17 protein-coding genes are annotated in these 22,683 nt (G+C 49.4%); 13 read left to right on the top strand and 4 right to left on the bottom strand.

Going from position 1 to position 22,683, the window contains the following annotated elements:
- The first annotated feature begins 25 nt into the window (after positions 1-25).
- From nifE to MHB46_RS08935, 10 genes are all read left to right on the top strand, one after another.
- Positions 26-1,387 carry a nitrogenase iron-molybdenum cofactor biosynthesis protein NifE gene (gene nifE / locus MHB46_RS08980; protein WP_165176633.1) on the top strand — a complete coding sequence of 454 codons (1,362 nt, stop codon included), beginning with the start codon at positions 26-28 and terminating at the stop codon, positions 1,385-1,387.
- Entirely contained in the window at positions 1,377-2,684 is a 1,308-nt protein-coding gene (gene nifN, locus MHB46_RS08975; RefSeq protein WP_341162127.1) for a nitrogenase iron-molybdenum cofactor biosynthesis protein NifN, read from the top strand. Before nifE ends, nifN begins: the two co-directional genes overlap by 11 nt.
- The gene (locus tag MHB46_RS08970) at positions 2,681-3,070 is read left to right on the top strand and encodes a NifB/NifX family molybdenum-iron cluster-binding protein (RefSeq protein ID WP_341162126.1); all 390 of its coding nucleotides are present in this window, start codon (positions 2,681-2,683) and stop codon (positions 3,068-3,070) included. Before nifN ends, MHB46_RS08970 begins: the two co-directional genes overlap by 4 nt.
- A gap of 103 nt (positions 3,071-3,173) precedes the next feature.
- On the top strand, positions 3,174-3,938 hold the full coding sequence (locus tag MHB46_RS08965) for a HesA/MoeB/ThiF family protein (RefSeq protein ID WP_341162125.1): 765 nt from the start codon (positions 3,174-3,176) through the stop codon (positions 3,936-3,938).
- On the top strand, positions 3,916-5,052 hold the full coding sequence (locus tag MHB46_RS08960; protein ID WP_341162124.1) for a homocitrate synthase/isopropylmalate synthase family protein: 1,137 nt from the start codon (positions 3,916-3,918) through the stop codon (positions 5,050-5,052). Before MHB46_RS08965 ends, MHB46_RS08960 begins: the two co-directional genes overlap by 23 nt.
- 245 nt (positions 5,053-5,297) lie before the next feature.
- Positions 5,298-7,022, top strand: a complete 1,725-nt coding sequence (locus MHB46_RS08955) for an ABC transporter ATP-binding protein (RefSeq protein ID WP_341163710.1) — start codon at positions 5,298-5,300, stop codon at positions 7,020-7,022.
- A complete protein-coding gene (locus tag MHB46_RS08950; RefSeq protein ID WP_341162123.1) occupies positions 7,015-8,853 on the top strand; it encodes an ABC transporter ATP-binding protein in 1,839 nt (612 codons plus the stop codon). Before MHB46_RS08955 ends, MHB46_RS08950 begins: the two co-directional genes overlap by 8 nt.
- A gap of 187 nt (positions 8,854-9,040) precedes the next feature.
- On the top strand, positions 9,041-9,697 hold the full coding sequence (locus tag MHB46_RS08945) for a DJ-1/PfpI family protein (RefSeq protein WP_250259225.1): 657 nt from the start codon (positions 9,041-9,043) through the stop codon (positions 9,695-9,697).
- A 319-nt stretch (positions 9,698-10,016) separates the two neighbouring features.
- Positions 10,017-10,556, top strand: coding sequence for a TetR/AcrR family transcriptional regulator (locus tag MHB46_RS08940; protein WP_341162122.1), 540 nt, complete (start codon positions 10,017-10,019; stop codon positions 10,554-10,556).
- A gap of 148 nt (positions 10,557-10,704) precedes the next feature.
- Positions 10,705-11,616 (top strand): AraC family transcriptional regulator, encoded by a 912-nt coding sequence (locus tag MHB46_RS08935; RefSeq protein WP_341162121.1) that lies wholly within the window; start codon positions 10,705-10,707, stop codon positions 11,614-11,616.
- Positions 11,617-11,684: 68 nt separating this feature from the next.
- Here the strand turns inward: MHB46_RS08935 and MHB46_RS08930 are convergent, their stop codons facing one another.
- The 4 genes from MHB46_RS08930 to MHB46_RS08915 form a co-directional block, all read right to left on the bottom strand.
- Positions 11,685-13,085 (bottom strand): sugar porter family MFS transporter, encoded by a 1,401-nt coding sequence (locus MHB46_RS08930; RefSeq protein WP_341162120.1) that lies wholly within the window; start codon positions 13,083-13,085, stop codon positions 11,685-11,687.
- Positions 13,086-13,311: 226 nt separating this feature from the next.
- Positions 13,312-14,649, bottom strand: a complete 1,338-nt coding sequence (locus MHB46_RS08925; protein WP_341162119.1) for an AraC family transcriptional regulator — start codon at positions 14,647-14,649, stop codon at positions 13,312-13,314.
- The gene (locus tag MHB46_RS08920) at positions 14,624-16,072 is read right to left on the bottom strand and encodes a sensor histidine kinase (protein WP_341162118.1); all 1,449 of its coding nucleotides are present in this window, start codon (positions 16,070-16,072) and stop codon (positions 14,624-14,626) included. Before MHB46_RS08920 ends, MHB46_RS08925 begins: the two co-directional genes overlap by 26 nt.
- Positions 16,069-17,067 carry a sugar-binding protein gene (locus tag MHB46_RS08915; protein ID WP_341162117.1) on the bottom strand — a complete coding sequence of 333 codons (999 nt, stop codon included), beginning with the start codon at positions 17,065-17,067 and terminating at the stop codon, positions 16,069-16,071. The genes MHB46_RS08920 and MHB46_RS08915 overlap by 4 nt, the downstream gene beginning before the upstream one ends.
- Before the next feature lie 218 nt (positions 17,068-17,285).
- On the opposite strand from MHB46_RS08915, the gene MHB46_RS08910 reads away from it, so the two are divergent.
- From MHB46_RS08910 to MHB46_RS08900, 3 genes are all read left to right on the top strand, one after another.
- Positions 17,286-18,785 carry an alpha-glucosidase/alpha-galactosidase gene (locus tag MHB46_RS08910; RefSeq protein ID WP_341162116.1) on the top strand — a complete coding sequence of 500 codons (1,500 nt, stop codon included), beginning with the start codon at positions 17,286-17,288 and terminating at the stop codon, positions 18,783-18,785.
- 545 nt (positions 18,786-19,330) lie between these two features.
- Complete coding sequence (locus tag MHB46_RS08905) at positions 19,331-21,484, top strand: glycoside hydrolase family 6 protein (RefSeq protein WP_341162115.1); 2,154 nt, start codon at positions 19,331-19,333, stop codon at positions 21,482-21,484.
- 173 nt (positions 21,485-21,657) lie between these two features.
- A complete protein-coding gene (locus MHB46_RS08900; RefSeq protein WP_341162114.1) occupies positions 21,658-22,593 on the top strand; it encodes a nucleoside hydrolase in 936 nt (311 codons plus the stop codon).
- The last annotated feature ends 90 nt before the right edge of the window (positions 22,594-22,683 follow it).

Here is a 22,683-nt window from a genome sequence, read left to right as displayed (position 1 = left end):
TATCTGAAATAAGGGGGTTGTGCGGATGGAGCCGGCTGTGTCTAACGGAAGGCTGGAGGTATCCTGCGGCAACAAAATTCCCAAAAGCACGCCCTGTCCCCGGCCTGTGCCGGGGGAGGCTTCGGGTGGCTGCTCCTTTGACGGGGCCCAGATTACACTGATCCCCATTGCAGATGCGGCTCATCTAGTGCACGGGCCGATTGCGTGTCTCGGCAATAGCTGGGAGAGCAGAGGCAGCCTGTCCAGCGGCCCGGAGCTGTCGGCGTATGGCTTCACTACTGATCTTGGAGAACAGGACATCATTTTTGGTAGTGAACAAAAGCTGCATGAATCGATCCGCTACATTGTCAGCCGCTTTGCTCCTCCCGCTGTATTTGTCTATACCACATGCGTCACAGCCCTCACCGGTGAAGATATCGAGGGAGTTTGCAAGGCTGAATCGGAGCAGCTGGGAACGCCGATCATTCCGGTGAACAGCCCGGGATTTGTGGGCAGCAAGAATCTCGGGACCCGGCTGGCCGGAGACGTGCTGTTCCAGCATATTATCGGCAGCACCGAGCCGGAACAGACAACCTCCCATGATATTAATCTTATTGGGGAATACAATATTGCCGGCGAGATGTGGCATATCGAGCGGCTGATGCAGCAGGCGGGAATGAGTATCCTGTCCCGAATTACCGGAGACGGTCGGTTCCGTGAGGTGGGATGGGCGCATCGTGCCAAGGCCAATATGGTCGTATGCAGCCGGGCTTTGCTGGGTCTGGCAGTCCAAATGGAGCGTAAATACGGCATTCCTTATTTTGAAGGTTCATTTTATGGAGCAAAGGAGACGAGTTATTCCTTGCGACAGATGGCTTACCTGACCGGAGATCGTGATGTGGAGCGACGGGTGGATAAGCTGGCTGCACGGGAGGAAATGAGGCTATCGCTGGAGCTGGAGCCCTACCGCAAGCAGCTGAAAGGAAAGCGGGCAGTGCTCTATACCGGGGGTGTAAAGAGCTGGTCTGTCATTACGGCTTTGCAGGAGCTGGGCATTAAGGTGGTTGGTGTAGGCACGAACAAAAGCACTGCCGAGGATGTATCCCGGATTGCTGACCGTATCGGAGATGATGCGGAATACATCCCGGAAGGCGGCGCCCGGCAGATTCTCAAGACCGTACGGAGCCGCAAGGCAGACATGGTCATTGCCGGGGGCCGGAACATGTATATGGCGCTTAAGGAACAAATTCCTTTTGTGGACATCAATCAAGAACGGCACAAAGCCTATGCGGGCTATGACGGGCTGTTATCTCTGGCGAAACAGCTTGTGCATACGCTACAGCATCCGGTATGGGAACTGACCGCCAAATTGGCTCCATGGGAGGAGGAGACGGAATTTGCCGATTAAATCCGCCACGAAGCCTGTCAGTGTCAACCCGCTCAAGGTAGGACAGCCTTTGGGCGGCGTGCTGGCTCTGCAGGGGATGTATCGCTCAATGCCTTTGCTGCACGGCGCTCAGGGCTGCTCGGCCTTCTCCAAGGCGCTGCTGACTCGCCATTTTCGAGAGCCGATTGCCGTTCAGACCTCTGCGCTGCAAGAGATGGACGTTATATTTGATGGAGACCGGAATCTGGAGGAGGCGCTGGATCATATCTGGTCCAAACACCATCCAGATGCCATCGGCGTTATCAGCACGGCCCTCACTGAGGTGGCAGGCGTTGATTTTCAGTCTAGAGTAAAGGCGTTCAAGCGAGAACGGGCCTTGAAGGACAGTCTGCTGTTTTCTGTATCGCTGCCTGATTTTCACGGCTCTCTGGAGACGGGCTACAGCAGTACAGTAGAGTCGCTAATGGATGCCGTACTCGGGTTAGCCGGAGGCAAGTCCCCCAAAAAACAGCGCCGGACGCAGGTCAATCTGCTGCCGGCTTCTTATCTGACTGCCGGAGATGTCATGGAAATCAAGGATATTATTGCTTCCTTCGGCCTAGAGGTTATTACACTCCCCGATATCTCCACTTCCTTGTCCGGTCACCTGCTGACAGGTTTTTCCCCTTTGACGAGAGGGGGGACTCCGCTGGATTCAGCCTGCCAGATGCTGGAGTCTTCCTGCACCATTGCCATTGGCGCGAGCATGGAGCGTCCGGCGCGCAGGCTGACTCATGCCGCAGGCATTCCCTACCACTTGTTCACGGGTCTGTCTGGCTTGGCCGCGAGCGATGCATTCATACATTTTCTGCAGAAAATCAGCCGCGAGCCAGCCCCTGTTCGCTTCCGCTGGCAGCGTGAAAATCTGTTGGACAGCATGCTGGATGCCCATTTCTATTATTCCGGCGCTTCCGCTGTAGTGGCGCTAGAACCGGATCATATGCTGTCGACCGCAGCCTGGCTGGAGGAGATGGGAGTGGAACTGAAACGGCTAATTACACCCTGCAGCACGCCTGCGCTGCAAAAGACAGAACGGGAAGTCTGGATCGGTGATCTGGATGATGCAGAGGAGAGCGCGCAGGGCGTTGATTTGTGGATCAGCAATTCGCATGGAAGAAAGGGAGCGGCACGGGCTGGCGCCTCATTCGTGCCGGCAGGCTTGCCGGTGTATGACGAGCTGGGCGCCCACACATCCGTAAGCGTCGGATACCGTGGAACCATGGAGTGGGTGAACAAAGTAGGCAATGTATTGCTTGCCGAGAGGGGGAGGGGAGGATGAAGGTTGCATTTGCGACAGAAGACGGTGTGCTTGTGAATGCTCATTTTGGGCAGAGTCCTATGTTCACTGTATTCGAAATCCGGCACTCAGGCGTCCAGTTCCTGGAGCATCGGCGGATAGCCCAGGGAAGCGATGAGAACGAAGCGGGTAAGATCGCCAGCCGAATTGGCCTGATTGAGGATTGTGCCTTGATCTTTCTGGTACAAATCGGCGCTTCGGCCGCCGCACAGGTTACCAAACGGACCATTATGCCTGTGAAGGTGGCCTTCGGCAGCACCATTGAGGAGCAGGTCCAGCGTCTCCAGAATATGCTGGCTCGCAATCCGCCCATGTGGCTTGCCAAAATCCTGCATGCTGAGGAGGGCAGCGGCAAAGCCGGACCATGAGTCTTCAGTAAGGAAGAATAACCGAAGAACAACCAGATATGGTGTCAAGATCCTGCGGACCGAATATCTTAAAGGCGGGAGCCGCACATGGAGGGGTGGACGAATGGTACAGCTGCTGGAAGACAGTAGATACGGACGCCAGTTGAAGCTGCTGGGAGTGGAAGGTCAGAACAAGCTAAAGCAAGCTACTGTTATGGTCGCAGGCATCGGAGGATTGGGAGGAACAGCGGCCATGTACCTAGCCGCTGCCGGAGTGGGGAAGCTGATATTGACCCATGAGGGCTTAATCCATCTACCTGATATGAACCGGCAGGTGCTGATGGACAGCGGACGAATCGGGGAGGAACGGATGGAGACGGCATTGCAGCATTTGCATCGTATTAACCCAGAGACCCAACTTGAGGGCCACGCCCACAGAATCACGGAAGAATCCTCTGGACCATGGGTAGAAGCGGCGGATATCGTGATTGATGCACGGTATGACTTTCCGGAAAGATATGCGCTGAACAGACTATGTGTTCGACATGGCAGACCGATGATAGAAGCGGCCATGTACGCCTATGAAGTATCATTGATGACCATTGATTCCGGTAGGACGGCATGCCTGGAATGTCTCTACCCGGAAGGCGGACAGCCTTGGGAGCCTCTGGGATTCCCGGTTCTGGGAGCCACCTCGGGTTTGATTGGCTGTATGGCTGCATTGGAAGCGGTCAAATGGATTACAGATGCGGGCAATTTGTTCACTGACCGTATGTACCGTATGAATGTGCTGGATATGAGTAGCTGCACTATAGCAGTCAAACGCAACCCGTGTTGCCCTTGCTGCGGAACGGGAGGGGATATAGATGAGTCAGTTGCATATTTGTGATACGACACTTCGTGACGGAGAACAGGCTCCGGGCGTTGCCTTTTCGGCCGAGGAGAAAACTGAAATTGCCATCATGCTGGACTCGGCGGGGGTGGAGCAGGCTGAGATCGGAATTCCGGCAATGGGAAAGGCGGAGTGCAGGTCTATTGCCAGGATTGCTGCTCTCGGACTTCAGATGAAGCTAATGACCTGGAATCGCGCGGTGTTCACGGATATTGATGCAGCTGAATCGACAGGCGTCGGCTGGGCCCATATTTCGGTTCCCGTGTCGACGGTGCAGATGAAGTCCAAGCTGGGTATGAATCCTGAGCAGGTGACAGAGCTGATCCGCAAGTCTGTCGATTACGGTCAGTGTAAAGGATTGACTGTTTCCGTAGGCTTTGAGGATGCTTCAAGGGCAGATGACCTGTTCCTTGAGCAGTTGGCGAATCAGCTCTACAGGGATGGCATCCGGCGCTTCAGATATGCCGATACGCTGTCTGTTCACCATCCCGCTGCGATAGCTGCCCGTATAGACAGGCTTATATCGCGCGTGCCGCAGGATGTGGAGCTTGAGATTCACTGTCATAATGATTATGGCCTAGCGCTTGCCAATACCCTGGCAGCTTTGCAGGCGGGAGCTGTCTGGGCCAGTACCACAGTGTCGGGCCTTGGGGAAAGGGCAGGTAATACGGCGCTGGAGGAGGTGGTGATGTCGTGGAGGGACCTATATCAAGGAACCTGCAGCGTCCGTCCCGAACTGCTGAACCCGCTGGCTGCACTGGTGTCTAAAGCCTCCAACCGAATCGTTCCCGAAGGCAAGCCAATTGTGGGAGACTTGGTATTCGCCCATGAATCCGGCATACATATCAACGGTCTGCTAAAGGAGCGCGCCGCCTATCAGGCCCTTGATCCAACCGAGCTGGGCACTGACCATTCGTTCGTACTCGGCAAGCATTCGGGCAGAAGTGCAGTTCAATATATGCTGGAGCAGGAAGGAATCGAGGCGGGCTCCGGTGAAATCAAGTTTGTGCTAGAGCGACTTCGCCTAGTCGGTGAAGATCCCAAGCGTGTCATCCATAGCGCGGATTTAAGGCGCTGGCTGCAGTATTATCCGGCAGAGCTGCCGAAATAACCGAAAAGGCGTTCCCGTCCGGTAAGTGTGACCGTGACTGGAACGCTTTCTTGTATATCTTTTAATTTCACAACCCGAGTCTCCAAATTTGCTGGTTAAACGAAGCCGTTCAGAAGGGTATAATAAAATATAGTGCTGTATAAAGTGCGTATATATGGTTTTACAGCAGACAGGTTCGAATCTTATAACCATTACACGCTGATCTGGAAGGACGGCTATGGGCAATTGGAGGAATGCTTGTGGGAATGATGTTTTCTTTTCTAAAAAAATATCGGGTTCCAGCCATCGCAGCGCTCGTGATGATGTTGCTGGAATTGACGGTAGAGCTATCGCAGCCATATTTGATCTCTAAAATCATTGACGAGGGCATCCGACAGCAGGATTTGTCCGTCGTCTGGTTATGGGGCAGTGTACTGGTGGGGAGTGCCGTTATCGCTTTTATGGCGGGCATATCCAGCTCTTTTTTTGCTTCACATGCAAGTCAGGGCTTCGGCTATGATTTGCGGGAAAAGTTGTACCGTAAAGTGCAATCTTTTTCGTATCCTGTGTTTAAACGTTTTGCCACTTCGTCGCTGATTACGCGTCTGACCGGGGATGTCACGCAAGTACAGGACACGGTGTTTATGAGCCTGCGGTTTATGACACGGGTTCCGCTTGTAGTCATCGGCAGTATTGTGATGGCACTGGTTGTACATTTCAGGCTTGGGCTGCTATTGGCGGTTATGGCCCCGGTGCTGTTCGCATTTGTGTTGGTGATGATGCGGCGAACGGTTACTTTGTTTAAAGGTGTCCAGCGACGCTTGGATGACGTTAACGGAGTGATTCAGGAGAACCTGACAGGCATTCGACTCATCCGGGTTTTTGTGCGGATGCGGCATGAAATCGAACGTTTTGCCCATTATGGAGGCGAATTGATGAAAGGGACGGTGTCCGCTCTGCGCTGGACAGAAACGACGATGCCGTTCATTTTGTTTACGATGAATGCAGGGATTATTGCAGTACTTTGGTTCGGACGCGGCCAAATTTCCACTGGGGATGCCAGTGTAGGACAGGTGGTTGCAGTCGTCAATTATTCACTGCGGACGATTGGAGCCTTGTCTGCCTTATCAGGTATCGTTGTTGTATTTTCCCGGGCAACTGCATCTACCGGGCGGATTCGAGAGGTATTGGAAACATCTAATGAAGATAGGCAAGCGCTGGAGCTTGTTTCAACGCATCATACACGGATTAAGGGACAGGTGGAAATGGACCGGGTGAGCTTTCATTATCCGGGCAGTGATTTAGCTGTACTAAAGGATATATCTTTTAAGGCGCGATCAGGCGAGCGGATAGCTATTATGGGGGCCACTGGCTCGGGCAAATCCTCACTTGTTCAGTTGATTACACGTCTGTATGAAGAAGATGAAGGTCATGTGCGCTTTGACGGAAAGGACGCTCGTGAACTGGACGCGTCCATATTACGAGAGGCGATTGGCTATGTCCCTCAGGAGGTACTGCTATTCACCGGCTCGATTCGGGATAATATTGCTTGGGGGCTGGAGAATGCCAGCCTGGAGCAAATTCAAGAAGCCGCACGCATGGCGCAAATTCATAATATGATTGAACGCTTGCCGCAAGGCTATGACACGATGCTCGGGCAACGTGGCGTCAATCTGTCTGGCGGACAGAAACAGCGGCTTTCGATTGCCCGCGCACTGGTGCGCCAGCCGGCAGTGCTGATTTTGGACGACAGCACAAGTGCGCTGGATGTAGGGACAGAAGCAGCACTACTGAATGCACTCGATGGTCTGTCCTGCACGACATTTCTCATTACGCAGAAGATCAGCTCGACCGCATCGGCAAATCAGATTTTACTGCTGGATGAGGGTCGCCTGATGGCAAGTGGAAGCCATGAGCATCTCATGGATAGTTCGGATCTGTATCGGCGTATCTATGAATCACAATATGGAAAGGAGGAGTCGCATGTTTAAGGAACTCATTGAACCGTTCCGTCAGCCTACACCGCCGTCCGGTGTGCTGCGAAATCCGGCGGGAGCTGAAGGACGCCGCAAGGCCAAAGCGAAGAATTGGTCTGGCACGTTAGGACGGATATGGGCTTATCTGGCCCGCCGTAAGGCCAAACTGATGCTGGTACTGTTCATGGTACTGCTCAGCTCCGGGCTGGCTCTGCTGGGTCCATATCTGGTCGGCGTAGCGGTAGATGATTTTCTCGAAGGTCCGGGTGGACGCACGTGGATTTATTTTCTCATCGGATTAGGAGCTGTATATCTGCTCAACTCGCTGACCTCCTGGCTGCAGAATATCTGGATGATCGAGATTGCCCAAGAGACGGTGTACCGCATGCGTTTCGATCTGTTTTCACATTTGCATCGACTACCGATTCCTTTCTACGGCAAACGTCAGCAGGGAGAGATTATGAGCCGTCTGACCAATGATATTGAAAATGTCAGTTCTACGCTGAACAGTTCCGCCATTCAGATTTTTTCGAGCATATTGACGCTAATCGGTACACTCACGGTGATGCTGTGGTTAAGCCCGCTGATGACCCTGCTGACCTTTATCGTGGTACCGTTAATGGCTGCCGGGATGCGCTGGATCACACGTCGTACCGGGCCCTTATATAAGGAACGCCAGAAGAATGTGGGCGAACTGAACGGATACATCGAAGAAACGCTGTCCGGGCAGCAGATTATTAAAGCATTTTCGCAGGAAAAGAGAGTCATCTATGGTTTTGGCGAGCGTAATGACCGTATTCGGCTGTCGGGTTTCTGGGCCCAAACGATTTCAGGCTTCATACCGAAGCTGATGAACGGACTGAATAATCTCAGCTTTGCTATTGTAGCGGGGATCGGTGGGATTTTGGCCATTCGCGGCTCCATCACTATAGGTACAATTATTGTATTCGTAGAATATGCCCGCCAGTTCACCAGACCGCTGAACGATTTGGCTAACCAGTGGAACACCCTGCTGTCCGCCATTGCCGGAGCTGAAAGAGTATTTGAAATATTGGATGAAGATGAAGAGTCCAAGGATGAACGCGGCGCAGTGGAGGTAGCGCATGTGGAGGGGGCGGTGCGGTTTACGGATGTTTCCTTCGGTTATGATGAGGGAAGCGCTACGCTGGAAGGTATCTCTTTTGAAGTCAAACCTGGTGAAATGATCGCACTAGTCGGCCCGACCGGGGCAGGAAAAACGACACTGATCCAGCTCCTCTCCAGATTTTATAGCCCCGACAAGGGAATGATTACGCTGGACGGGCGCGATATCACCACCATACAGCGTGAAAGCTTGCGTTCCCGCATGGCATTTGTGCTACAGGACTCCTTCCTGTTTCAGGGGACGATTCGTGAAAATATCCGCTTCGGCAGACTGGACGCTACCGATGAGGAGGTTGAACAAGCATCGAAATTGGCCAACGCCCATTCCTTTATCATGCATATGAAGGACGGATACGACAAGGTGCTGGAAGTGAATGGCAGCGGCATCAGTCAAGGGCAAAAACAGCTGCTGGCTATTGCCCGTGCTATTTTAGCCAACCCTTCTATCCTTGTACTTGACGAGGCAACCAGCAGCATTGACACCATTACAGAGATGAAGATACAAGAAGGACTGGAGCGGCTTATGCAGGGTCGAACAAGTTTTGTCATCGCGCATCGGCTGAATACCATTCGTCAGGCTGACCGGATTCTGGTCTTGAAGGATGGCCGTCTGGAGGAGCAGGGTTCTCATGATGAACTGCTGGCTCACAAAGGCTTTTACAGTGATTTATATTATGGTCAGTTGAGAAAGCAAAGCTCTTAAGCGGCTCGCGATTAACAGCTTTGCAGGTATACTTAAAAAGGGCTACCCCGGGGTGGTCCTTTTTAAGTATGCCTTTTTACAGGTACCTACTATTAAAGTTTTACATCATCAAATATACCCATACCCCGTATATGTATGTTAGTATGGGTATGCAAGAATAAAATCCCACTTCAAAGGAGAGAGCATCATGAAAATCGCAATCATGCTTTTCGATGGAATTACAGCGTTAGATGCAATAGGTCCATACGATGTATTTGCTGCTACACTGAAATGTGAAGTGAAGTTTGTCGCTAAGCAAAAAGGGTTAATCAAGCTGGACTCAAATATGGGTTATTTGCATGCCGATTACAGTTTTTCTGAAGTTAATTCAGCTGATATTCTTGTTGTTCCTGGATGCAGTCCGCCAAATTATAAAACCCCAATGAATGACGAAGAAACGTTAAATTGGATTCGCCAAATACATGAAACTACAAAATGGACCACGTCGGTTTGTAACGGCTCTTTGATTTTGAGCGCAGCAGGCTTGTTAAATGGAACCGTAGCCACCAGTCATTGGGGTTCCTTAGACCTGCTCCAATCTCTTGGAGCCATTCCAACAGATGAGAGAGTGGTTCGTCAGGGCAAAATGGTTACAGCAGCCGGTGTCTCCTCTGGTATTGATATGGCACTCCAGTTAATAGCTTGGGAATTGGGAGAAGACATGAGTAAAGGAGTCCAGCTGATTTTGGAATACGATCCTCAGCCTCCGTTTGACACGGGTTCACCCAAGAAAGCTCCTGCTAAATTGGTAGAACAAATAAGAGGCATGTTACAGGAGTTTGCAAAACAGGAGCCCAATAGCTAGGCTCAATAGGTCTGTATTTTTATTTACAATAGCCCCTATTTCAACTAGTGTAGTTTACACATAGTAAAGGGTTACATAGTGTAAATGGTTGAAGGGGGTTACAAACATGAGCAGCTTACCTAAGTCTGCTACATTTCCACTTTTCATTCTGATGTGAATTTGTTTATTGCATCATTACGTTTGGTGCAATTATAGGCATCGTTGTGCAGATATGGCTGCTCGATTATCTCATCAAGAGACTTGGAGAGATGAGGCTAATACGTCTCTCTTTGATCATGACAGCCATCGCTTTATTGTTAATGTTAAGGATGTATGCAACGTGGCTGGTGTAAGCCGGGTCACATTCTATAAGCACTTTCAGTCCATGAACGAACTGATCTTTGAGGTTCAGATGGAAATCCTGGAGAGCATGACCGTATTTGTGAGAAGGGCACCTTCAGCCGAAATGAGCGGGAAGGAGATGCTTACTTCGATGCTTGATGCGTGGATTGATTACGCTTGGCAACATCCGGAATACATCAAGTTTATTCTTCTATTCGATCTGCATTACGAAGCTTATGATTCAAATCAAGAACTCAAAGAACAGTACAAAAATTTTGTTAGCCGGGAAAAGGAACGACATTTCCTGATGGATGCTCTGGAAGTTGGATTCCAAGATGGATCATTAAAGTCCGACACAGAACCCTTGAAGACCGCTCATTTTATCTTCACGTCTATGATGGGTATACTCCAGAAAATGAGTCTGACGTCCAAGGACGATTGGAATAACGAACTTGATGATATAGATATTGCTAACCGATTTGCGGGAATGTTGATTCAGTATTTAAGTCCAGAAAGTGATAAATCCCCAACCTTTTAGGCAGGAGTCGTCTGCCGTATTCCAAAGGATTTCAGATCGTCCGATGGAGTGAAATAGAAGTACAGGACTCAGTCTGTTAAACTGTGAAAATAGAGCGGTTTCAGATACGTTGTCGTGTTAGCCTTATCTATTTTGTGGAGGTGCGGGGATGAACGGAAGTCTGTTTGAGCCACGGCTGCGTGACGGGGATTATATTCCCCGTTTTTTTGCTTACTATTACAAGCAATGGCATGACTATACCATGTCTTACCACGATCATCATTCTACCGAAATTATGTACATGATTTCCGGCTTTTGCAGGGTAGATGTACAAACGGGAGAGAATGTGGAAGAAAGCATCACGCTGCGTAAAGGCGAGTTTATTATGCTAGACGCAGGTGTACCGCATCGACTGGTGGTGGAAGGAGAACAACCGTGCCGGATGCTAAATGTAGAGTTTGGTTTTTCGGAGGGAGTGAGGGTAGGGCCGTCTATCCGACAAATGGCAGCAGAGGAGCAGGAGGTCACGACTCTCATGTCACGTCCGTTCCCGTATCTGGTACTATCGGACCCGGAAGAGGTATATTATGCGTTGAAAAGTCTCGTGCTGGAGCTAGACCAACGAAAAGAACAGCCGGGTGCAATGGCAGAGATGCTTTTTATGCAATTGCTAGTACGAATTGCACGTCTACGGGAAGAGGCAGAGCGCAGCAACACGCAGCAAACGGATATGTACATCAAACGATGCATTGAATTTCTCCATCTGAACTATGACCGAGATATTGTGGTTAAGGACATGGCGGCAGCCGTGAATCTGCACCCAGGTTATTTGCACCGTATTTTCAAAAAACATACTGGGCTAACCCTCACCGCGTATTTAACGATGCTGCGAATGGACAAGGCTCGTATGCTTCTTCAGCAAACGGACATTCCCATTCAAGAAATTGCCGATTATGTAGGCGTGGCCAGCAGGCAGTATTTTCATATGTTGTTCAAAAAGCACACAGGCAAGACGCCTGTAGAATACCGCTCAGCTGTGGAGCGCAATGTGAGGAACTATGCGGAGGAGGTTGGGAACTGATAATAAGAAGCCTCTGAACCATTGCCGATTTAGGTCGGTATGACTCAGAGGGCGTGGTTAAAGTTGGGTCATTTCCCAAGCCACATATTTTCCATCTGTTCAAGTGATCTCCCCTTGGTTTCGGGAACCTTGCGCCATATAAAGACTACGACGAACAACGAGATGGCTCCGAATAACCAGAAGGTATTGGACGGGCCGGCTGAACTCAGCAGAGGAGGGAAGGCCTGCGATACTAGATAATCGCCGGCCCACAATGCCATCGAAGCGATGGCTACCGCTTTGCCGCGAATGCGGTTCGGAAAGATCTCCGAGATCATAACCCATACGATCGGTCCAAGCGATATAGCATAGGAGGCCACGTAGATCAATATTAGGATGAGTACGAGCGGTCCGGTGGTCAAACCCATTTTGAATGCGGCTCCAATAATGACCAAACAGCAGGTCATCAACGAGGTGCCGATGATCAGCAGGACTTTTCGTCCCGCTTTGTCGATCAGCCATACGGATACGATGGTGAACAACACATTGATCAACCCGATCCAAATGGTCTGGGTCAAAGAAGCGTCCGTACCGAGTCCCATTCCTTTAAAGATAACCGGCGCGTAATACAAAATGGCATTGATACCGGTAATATGCTGCATAATGGCGAGCATGACACCGATAAAGAGAGCGACCCGAATACCGGGAGCAAACAATTGCTTCAATGAGTTGTTCTCATTTTTGAATGATTCCTTGATATCAAGCACTTCCTGCTTAGCGGCTTCTTCACCGTGAATTTTCAGCAAAATCGGCAGCGCTTCATAAGGCCGATTCTGTTTAATAAGCCATCGCGGGCTTTCGGGTATGAAGAGCATCAAGAGCATAAAGATCAGTCCGGGAACGGCTCCCACTCCGAACATCCAGCGCCAGGCTGTTGAGACACCCCAGGCTTCATCCCCCATGCTGACGATCCACGAATTCTGAAAATAAACCAGGAAAATCCCTGTTACGATCGCCAACTGATTTAAAGCAACCAAACGACCTCGGTATTTAGCGGGAGCAATTTCCGCGTTGTACACCGGACAAACGGTGGAAGTGATTCCTATGCCAATGCCGCCGATCATGCGAAAGATAACATACCCGGTGAACGTGTCTTGAAGCGCAGAGCAGATCGAGCCGACGACGAATAAAAATCCGGCGGCCAGTAATACCTTTTTTCTGCCGATCTTTTCACTCATGTAGCCGGAGAGAGCCGCTCCGGTGACACTCCCGACAATCAGACTTGACACCGCCCAACCAACCTGAAATTCGCTCAGCGAAAAACGTTGCTGTAGGAATTCGACTGCTCCCGAAACAACCGCGATATCAAAACCGAACAGGATACCTCCGAGCGCAGCTACGATGGATACCAACGTCACAAAAAGCATATTAGGTTTTTCTGATTGAAGCGCTTTCCGTTGAGCGCTTTCATTATTGATGATTACTGCCATATGATCATCTCCCCTCCAGATCTCTGGAACCTCATTCCGTTCTTCGAGGAGAAGTATAACATGCGCTTATAAAAGAAAGGCCGGTTATCGTCTTCAATAAACGGACCTTTTCATGCACGATTTTGGCTTCGGTTCCCGAATCGGAGATAGAGGGGCTGAACCTAGCATTACCTTGTCATTCGAGCTTAAAAAAATCCATGCTGATAGTCGGCATGGATGAATCTCACTATTTTTGGCCTTTAAACTCAGTGGGAGGAACGCCCGTTATCTTTTTAAAGACGCGGCTAAAATAGTTCGGGTCCTTATAACCCACTTCAAAGCTGATTTCCTTAAGAGTAAGGTTGCCAGCCTTAATCAGAGAGATGGCTTTATCAATCCGCAGCCGGGTTACAAAGTCGATAAATGTTTCTCCGTATTCCTGTTTGAAAATTTTGCTGAAGTAGTGAGGATTCAAATGGACAAAATCAGCCACTTCTTCCAGCGAAAGATCATCGTTGAACCGTTCCTCGATATACATTTTCGCCCTACCCAGCATAGTCAGTGTTTGAACCTCTCGCTGTTCGCGTATCCGTTGCAGTGCTGACATGACGTACGTCTGCTGAAGCATTCCATTCTCCGCTTTGATGGCAAGCAAAGAAGCGTTTCCAGCCTCTGATGACTTTAGTTCGTCAAAGTGGCAGTAACCTCCATCCCGTTTACGTAGGGTGGAGGCAAAAACAGCTTCAAAATAGGATTTGCGAAGTCCTTCCTCGCCGTTATGCAGCGATCCGATTCCAATGGCTGTCTTTATACCAAGTTGCTGCTGGGCAAGCTCGGAAAGCTGCTGAACAAGGTGTTTAACCAACTGGCGCCAGTCGTTTTCGTTGGTGGCAGGCGGCTTGCGTAAAAAAGTGGCTACATGATGGTCGATCAAAGAGCTTACAATGGCATTCGGGCCATGCGTTTTTACATAGCTTCGGAAATGATCGTAAATTTTCTTTTTATCCTGCTCGTCCGTATATCCGTCAAAGGCGGCAATGATGGCGCTTCCCTGATCAAGAGGAAAGTCCAGCCATTCTGATAGCTGGGAAGCGCTCGAATCCACGGTCTGGTCGACCATAAGCATTAAAGCTAGCTCATTTTCTGCGAGCGGCATTAACTGTGAGATTTTATGCCTAAGCTCCAATTCTTCCGTACGTGCCCGCTTCTCGCACTCAATTTCTTCAATCAGTCGTTTCAATGTGCCGATGATGAGTTCTCGCTTCGCCGGCTTCAGAATATATTCTTTTACGCCCAAAGAGAGCGCCTCCCGGGCATAGGCAAAATAATCGTAGGCAGTGACGAGCACGAATCGGGTATCGGGAAGCCGCTCCTTTAATTCACGAAGCGCCGCAAGCCCGTCAATTCCGGGCATATTGATATCCAGAATGGCAATATGGGGACGGTGCTCTTCCGCGCATTCAATCGCCATGCGGCCGTTGCCAGCATGAATAAACCGGAATATCCCCGGCATCGCCCGTTCCACTGTCAATTCCAGTCCTTCCCTCTCCAAAGCCTCGTCATCCGCGATCAACAACCGATACATCAGTCCGCTCACTCTCCTTCTTGACTGGAATTCGTATGGTTATGGTAGTACCTCGTCCGATATTGCTATTGATTTCAACCATTTCTTCTTCCTTTCCGTAGAACAACTGCAGCCGCCTAAACACATTTTGCATTCCAAGTCCTGTTGAACTGCCGCTTTCGGCTTCGCCTTTAAGACGGAGTACGGACAGTCGGGTTTCCTCCGTCATACCCTTTCCGTTGTCCGAGATTTCAATTTGTACATCCTCGTTCGCTCGCGACAATGTCAACGTGATAATGGCTCCGTCTTCCATATCTGCCACACCATGAAGAAAAGCGTTTTCAATAAATGGCTGGATCGTCAAGGCCGGAATTTGCTGCTGAAGTACGGAAGCGTCAAAGTGAAGAATAAAGAGAATTCTGTCCCGAAAGCGTGCCTGCTGGATGGTTACGTATTCGCGAATATGATCTAGTTCCTCTTGGAGTGTTACGGGTTTGTCCAGCTTTTGCAGGCTGTACCGTAGCAGATTGGACAGCGAAACGATCAGGTCGCTGGTTTTCTCCGCCCCTTCCAGGATCGCCAGCTTGGAGAGCACATTTAAGGTATTGAATAAAAAGTGCGGATTAATTTGATTTTGCAGAGCCAGAAGCTCCAGTTCCTTCACAAGCCGCCGCATTTCCAGACTCTGTTTATCCTTCTCAATGAGGATACTCAAATCGGCGGACATTTGCGAAATGGCGTCCGACAGTACGCCTAGCTCGTCATCCCGTCGCGGTTGGGGCTTGATGTTCAGATCACCTGTGGCGATTCGCTTCGCCAGTCCGACAAGTCTGCCGACAGGGCCAGTAATGCTGCGCGAGATCCAGATTGCAAGCAAAACCCCCATCAGCGCGTTCATGCCGAACAACGCGACTCCCCATCCGTTCATTCGCTCATTCTTGTTCCGGATGTTCTCAATGATTGGTCGGTAATAAGCTAGTTCAGCATCGATCAGTTGCTGACCCTCCTCATGAATATAGCTGACGGTTTTTTCCGCTTCAATATAATGTTCAAAAGCCGATTGAGGATCTTGTGCCTTTGCATCCAGAACTGCGGCTTGTTTCTCTTTAAGAAATGTGGCCAACAGATTCACGTAGTCCTCCTCGGCGAAAGAAGGGTCGGTCGAGTCGGAGACTTCCTGAATTCTGCCTTTTAACTGCATCAATTGGTATTCTGTCGGGCCCTGCACAGCCTTATCGCCTCTTGGATTAAGCAGATAGGCATATAGGAGCTTTAAGTTGCTCTCCGCCGATTCGGAGGTTTGCTCAATGAGGAGAATTCGGCCAAGCATTTCATCGTAGCTCTGTTGTACGACCTTTCCGCTTTGGAATACAAAATAAGCGATGATATTGGCGAACACAACTAGAAGAGGGATGAACAGAAGCAGCTTCGTTCTGATCGTCATCGTCTGTCATCTCCGGACATGTTGTCGGGAGTGTCCGCATGCACTTCATATACCCTGGTGTATGTTAATTGCTGGGGATCATTCCCCTTTAGATAATCATTCAGCAATTTTATGGCCTTAGCCCCCATTTCTTCTGGCTGTTGAACAATGGTCAGTTCGATTTTGCGATCTTTGATCGCTTCCAACGTCTCGGCCATATCGTCAAAAGCGAAAATTTGCAAGTTCTGCGCTCCGCGCCGTTCCGAGGCTTCCAGAATGCCAAGGCCGTCCAGCGCACTGAATCCGACCATGTAGCGGATCTGCGGATACCGGGTGAGCATGTTCTGAGCTTGCTGTACTGCCTGAAGCCGTGAAATATTTGAGGAGCGAATCTCCACAATGCGGAGCTTGGGATAGCGACCGATCACGGAACGAAATCCAGCAAGCCTGAGTCGCTGATTCTCAACACGCTCGCTACTGATCATAACTCCGATGTCGCCACGCTCTCCAGAGGCTTTCGCTAACAGCGCGCCCATCCGTTTTCCAGCTCCTTCGTTATCCGTTCCCACGTAAGCTAGTCTACGGGAGCCTGGTTCATCCGTATCGATCGTGATGACGGGGATGCCAAGTCCGGCTGCTTTGTCGATTAATCGGCGATACTCTGGATCATTTATCCCTTGAACCAGAATTGCATCCGCCTTGCTGGCGATCGCTTTATCCAGCAGTTTGACCTGCTCGGACGGATTAATGCGGTCCGGCCCGATATAATCGAGCCGCATACCGTACTGTTCCGCTTCCTTTCGGGCTCCTTGTTCGATTGACCGCCAGTAATAATTATCCAACTCCTGTGATATCAGTACGACTTTTGTATCGGAAACCCCGTCTTTTGGAGAAACCGTCTTCAATAACTCTGCAAATTGGTGAATTTGAAAAGAAGACAGAGTGAACTGGAAGAGCATCCAGGCAAATAGCAGGAAGACGGGGATAAGGATAAATGTCCATTTACGGTTTGACATGTCTTGCTCCTTTGTAAATATTTAGAGACTTAATTCATTATACAGCAACAAAAGAAGCGTAGGCAGCTATCGTTAACGGCAAGCAGTATTTATTGATGCGAAAGTTAGGATTTTTGACACCTAAATACGAAACTGGTCATGATTTTGATAACGCTTTCTACAGGCCTATTGCTACAATGACGGTATATACCCATTCTAATTACCGGAGGTTGAATGCCGTGTCATTTAAAGTAGCTTTTATTGGAGCAGGAAGCATCGGTTTTACCCGTGGAATTTTACGAGATCTGTTATCGGTGCCGGAATTTAATGATATTGAAGTGGCTTTTACGGACATAAGTCAGAACAATTTGGATATGGTCACTGAGCTGTGCCAGCGGGATATTCGGGAGAACGGTTTATCGATACAAATACAGTCCTCTACGAACCGAAAGATAGCTTTAAAGGATGCCAAATACGTCATTTGTACGATCCGGGTTGGCGGTCTTGAAGCCTTTGCGACCGATGTGGATATTCCGCTGAAATATGGCGTGGATCAATGCGTGGGCGATACCCTGTGTGCAGGAGGCATCATGTATGGTCAGCGCGGCATTGCTGAAATGCTGGAAATTTGCAAGGATATCCGCGAGCTAAGTGCACCGGATGTATTGCTGCTGAACTACTCGAACCCCATGGCGATGATGACGTGGGCCTGCAATAAATACAGCGGTGTGCGTACAATCGGTCTATGTCACGGCGTCCAGCATGGGCATCACCAAATTGCCGAGGTGTATGGTCTGGAGAAGCAGGATGTGGACATTGTGTGTGCCGGAATCAATCACCAGACGTGGTACATTCAGGCGTCACATGAAGGCAAGGATCTGACAGCCGGACTGCTGGAGGCTTTTGAAAAACATCCCGAATATAGCCGCACCGAAAAGGTACGCATCGACATGCTTCGTCGTTTTGGCTATTACAGCACAGAGTCGAATGGTCATCTAAGTGAATATGTACCTTGGTACCGGAAGCGTCCGAATGAAATTCTGGACTGGATTGATCTAGGCAGCTGGATCAACGGAGAAACAGGCGGTTATCTGCGTGTATGTACAGAAGGACGTAATTGGTTTGAAACAGATTTCCCTAACTGGATGAAAGAAGATCCATTGGAGTACAAGGCGGAAAATCGCGGCGAAGAGCATGGTTCATACATTATCGAAGGTTTGGAAACCGGACGTGTATACCGGGGGCATTTTAATGTCGTAAATAACGGTGTGATTTCCAATTTGCCAGACGACGCGATTATTGAAGCACCTGGATATGTGGATCGGAATGGTATCTCCATGCCACATGTAGGAGACCTTCCGCTCGGTCTTGCTGCCGTCTGTAATGTAAGTATTTCCGTCCAGCGTTTGGCTGTTGAAGCGGCTGTACACGGAGATGATAAGCTGCTGCGACAAGCATTTATGATGGATCCGCTAGTAGGCGCGGTGTGTAATCCGAAAGAAATTTGGCAGATGGTTGATGAAATGCTGGTGGCGCAGGAAGCATGGCTGCCGCAATATGGAGCAGCGATTGCCGAGGCGCGTCAACGTCTGGCTGCAGGCGATCTGATTCCAACCCGACCCTATGAGGGAGCAGCACGACTTAAGGTGAAGACGGTTGAAGAAATGCAGCTGGATCGGGATGCCGCCAATAAAAATGCAGGGCAATCCGACAAAGGCAAGGATCGCGAAAAAGTGTAGAACAACAAGAGCAAAGATTGTCTTCACAACAATTAAAGGGTGTTTTCATGGTCATGAGGGCCTGAAAACACCCTTTTGCTGTCGATAGATATAACGATTTGGCATAGTTGGCGTTCTGGAGTTTATCATTGTCGATTTAGGCTGACGGAAATTAAAGAATACGGTCTTACTTTTTATGAATTTGCTCTTTTGCCGTCGATCCTAAATCTCCCGAAAGCTTGTTATAGCAGGGATGTTCAACAAATGAAGAAACCGACTTCAGAAAAAGAGGGGCCGCGATGAACCACTAGGGTGGCAATTCATATGCCTAATTAATAATGTAGTCCTTAATTTATTCAATTTACAGCAGATTTCCAGTTCACTATAATCTAACATAGGAGGTGACAAAAAGGGGAAAATGTGAGCGCATGGACAAATAGAAAGCGCTTACCTTTCGCAACTATGAACGCCGCTTTTTTTTGGAGAGAGTAGGCGTAACTCGCATTTAATCATGTAACAATCAGGTGCCGACATAGGAAGATTCAACAAAATCCACGGAAAGATAGGTGAAGCAATTGAAAACAAAGCAAGTGCTTCGTAAAAGCATGAAGTATGCTTTTGCGCTATCACTCGTCGCAAGCAGCTTTCTACCAGGTGCAGGATTTACGGATAAAATACATGCAGAATCCCATGTGGACAATCCTTACCAAGGGGCGACAAAATATGTTAGTCCTGATTATGCGGCTAGTGTTGATACATCGATTGCCAAGATTACGGATGCCAATCTGAAAGCAAAAATGCAAACGGTCAAAACATTCCCGACAGCCGTATGGCTTGATCGTATCGCTGCTATTAACGGCGGTGGAGGCAAGCTTGGCCTGGAAGCGCATTTGGACCAAGTATTGGCGCAAAAGAAAGGCAGCACACCGATTACGGCGGAATTTATTGTGTATGATCTGCCCGGACGGGATTGTCACGCCTTGGCTTCCAATGGTGAATTGCCGCTGACCCAGGCAGGTCTGGAAACCTATAAAAAGGATTATATTGACAAAATAGCTTCTATTTTTGCAAATCCCAAATATAAGGATATTCGTATCGTAGCGATCATTGAACCAGACAGTTTGCCAAATCTGGTAACTAATCTGGATGATCCGAAATGTGCACAAGCCAAGTCTACAGGAATCTATGAAGCTGGCGTGAAGTACACAATGAATAAGCTGAACGAGATTCCGAATGTGTACAAATACGTAGATATCGGTCACTCTGGTTGGTTAGGTTGGGATAACAACCGTTCAGCAACGGTATCCCTGTTTACAACTATTTTCAAAGACACTAGCAAAGGTCTGGCCAGTGTAGATGGCTTTATCACGAATACAGCCAACACTTCACCGCTGACAGAACCTAATTTGCCTGATCCAAATCTGAATATCGGCGGACAACCGATCAAATCGTCCAAGTACTATGAATGGAATCCTAATTTCGATGAATCGGATTTCGCAGAGTCATTGCATAGAGATTTTGTCAGCGCAGGCTGGCCGAGCTCACTCGGTATGTTAATTGATACAGGCCGTAACGGATGGGGCGGACCTAACCGTCCGACTTCCGCAGTCGGCAATGATATTAACTCCTATGTAAACTCAGGCCGTGTTGACAAACGCTCGCACCGTGGTAACTGGTGTAATAACAGCGGAGCAGGTATGGGAACGCCGCCACAAACGGCTCCAGCTGGTCATATCGATGCCTATGTCTGGGCGAAACCTCCGGGTGATTCCGATGGTTCCAGCTCACTCATTCCGAACGATGAGGGTAAAGGCTTTGACCGTATGTGTGATCCTACCTATACAACCAAGGATGGCACATTAACAGATGCTCTACCGAATGCACCTATTTCAGGAGCATGGTTCCATGATCAGTTTGTGATGCTGGTACAAAATGCGTACCCTGCTATCGTGCCTTCCACTGGTGGTGTGGACCCAGCGCCTACAGCTCCAGCTGTACCGTCTGGCTTAAAGGCCGTAGCTGGTAATGCTCAAGTAACGCTGACTTGGAATGCGTCTACTGGTGCCGATAGCTACACGGTCAAACGTGCCACTAGCGAAGCAGGTCCTTTTACAGCCGTTGCGCCTCTTGTAACGGAAAGAGAGTACACGGATAAGGGACTGACGAACGGAACAACTTACTTCTATGTTGTAAGTGCTACGAATGCGAAAGGAACAAGTAAGGATTCCGCAACGGTAAGCGCTGAACCTAAAGGTACACCGACTGATCCGACGGACCCTACAGAACCAGCGGGAGATCTGGTTGTAATGTATCGGGCTGGGGACACTGATCCAGCGAATAACGCAGTCAAGCCTTTCTTTAACTTGAAAAATAAAGGAACAACACCTGTGAAGCTGAGTGAGCTGAAAATTCGTTACTATTTCACGAAAGATGGCAGCCAGGAGCTGCAATCTGCAGTAGACTATGCGCAAGTAGGTAATGATAACGTGCTGCGTACCTTTACTGACAACTATATTGAAATTGGTTTCAGTCCTGCTGCCGGTACGCTTGCTGCCGGAGCGCAAACAGGTGATATTCAGATCCGCATCAACAAAAGCGACTGGTCTAATCTGGACGAATCCAATGACTACTCCTTCGATCCAACCAAAACCTCTTATGCAGAATGGAACAAAGCAACGTTGTTCCACAATGATAAGCTGGTGTGGGGAATCGAGCCTTAGGATTTGGTCAGAACATGTGCCCTTGAATGATTGAAAAGTATTAAAAGAAGGTTACGGCATAACTGTCGTAGCCTTTTTTACGTCTTCGAATAAAGAATTTGATGACCAAGGGAATAAGCATTGAAATTGTGTATAATGAAAAAAAGAATGCTGTTCTACTGTGGAGGGTCATCATGAGCAAAAAGTTAATCTTAGATGTAGATACTGGCATTGACGACGCGCTTGCTATTGCGTACGCGGTCCATTCGCCGGAATTGGAGCTACTCGGTATTACAACCACCTTTGGTAATATCTCGGTGGAGGAGGCAACACGTAACTCACTGATTCTGCTGGAAAAACTGGGGGAAGAGGCTCCGGTCGTGTCTGGCGCTCACAAGCCGTATACTCGTGAGCTGTTCAAACCTTATTCCCGGCATATTCACGGCGAAGACGGTATTGGCAATCAGTTGAAAGGAGCACCCTCCCGTCAGGCTGCGTCTGGGGATGCCGCTGATTTTATAATCGGACAGGCTCGTCGCTATGAAGGCAAACTTACCCTGGTAGCTGTGGGACCGCTGACCAATCTTGCGATTGCATTGGATCGCTGTCCCGAATTGCCCCAATTGCTTGACCGCCTGATCATCATGGGCGGTGCGGTCACAGTGAAAGGGAATGTAACTCCGACGGCTGAAGCGAATATTTACGCCGATCCAGAAGCCGCAGCCTATGTGCTGGGAGCGGGTTTTCCGCTTACGCTCGTCGGGCTGGACGTCACGATGCAAACCCTGCTTCCACAGCAGGATGTGGACAAATGGCGTGAGCAAGGGACCGAGCTGGGCGCGTTTATGGCAGATATGACGGACTTTTATATGGAAGCTTATCGCAATTTCAGACCTGGTATTGCAGGCTGTGCTTTGCATGATCCTTTAGCCGTAGGGTTGGCTATTGATTCTAGTTTTGTGGAGACACGTCCAATGCACATTGCCGTTGAGGTGGGCGATTCCGCCGAGGTTGGTCGCACCCGTGAGGTGCAAAATGAGAACGAAGCTCAAGCACTGACTACGGTTGACGTGGCACTTAAAGTCGATGCGGAGCGATTTTTGCGTCATTTTCTTAGCCGGGTGGTATAAATTAGCCGGGTGGTATAAAAAAATAATTCAAAGATTGCCGATGAATCTGCATCGGCAATCTTTTGTGCATACATGTTTTAAGGGCTTTCA

This window comes from Paenibacillus sp. FSL H7-0703, from assembly GCF_038003485.1.
In the GTDB taxonomy this organism is placed as follows: Bacteria; Bacillota; Bacilli; order Paenibacillales; family Paenibacillaceae; genus Paenibacillus; species Paenibacillus polymyxa_B.
The sequence above is the reverse complement of the archived record's forward strand: the minus strand, read 5'-3'. Positions and strand labels throughout refer to the sequence as shown.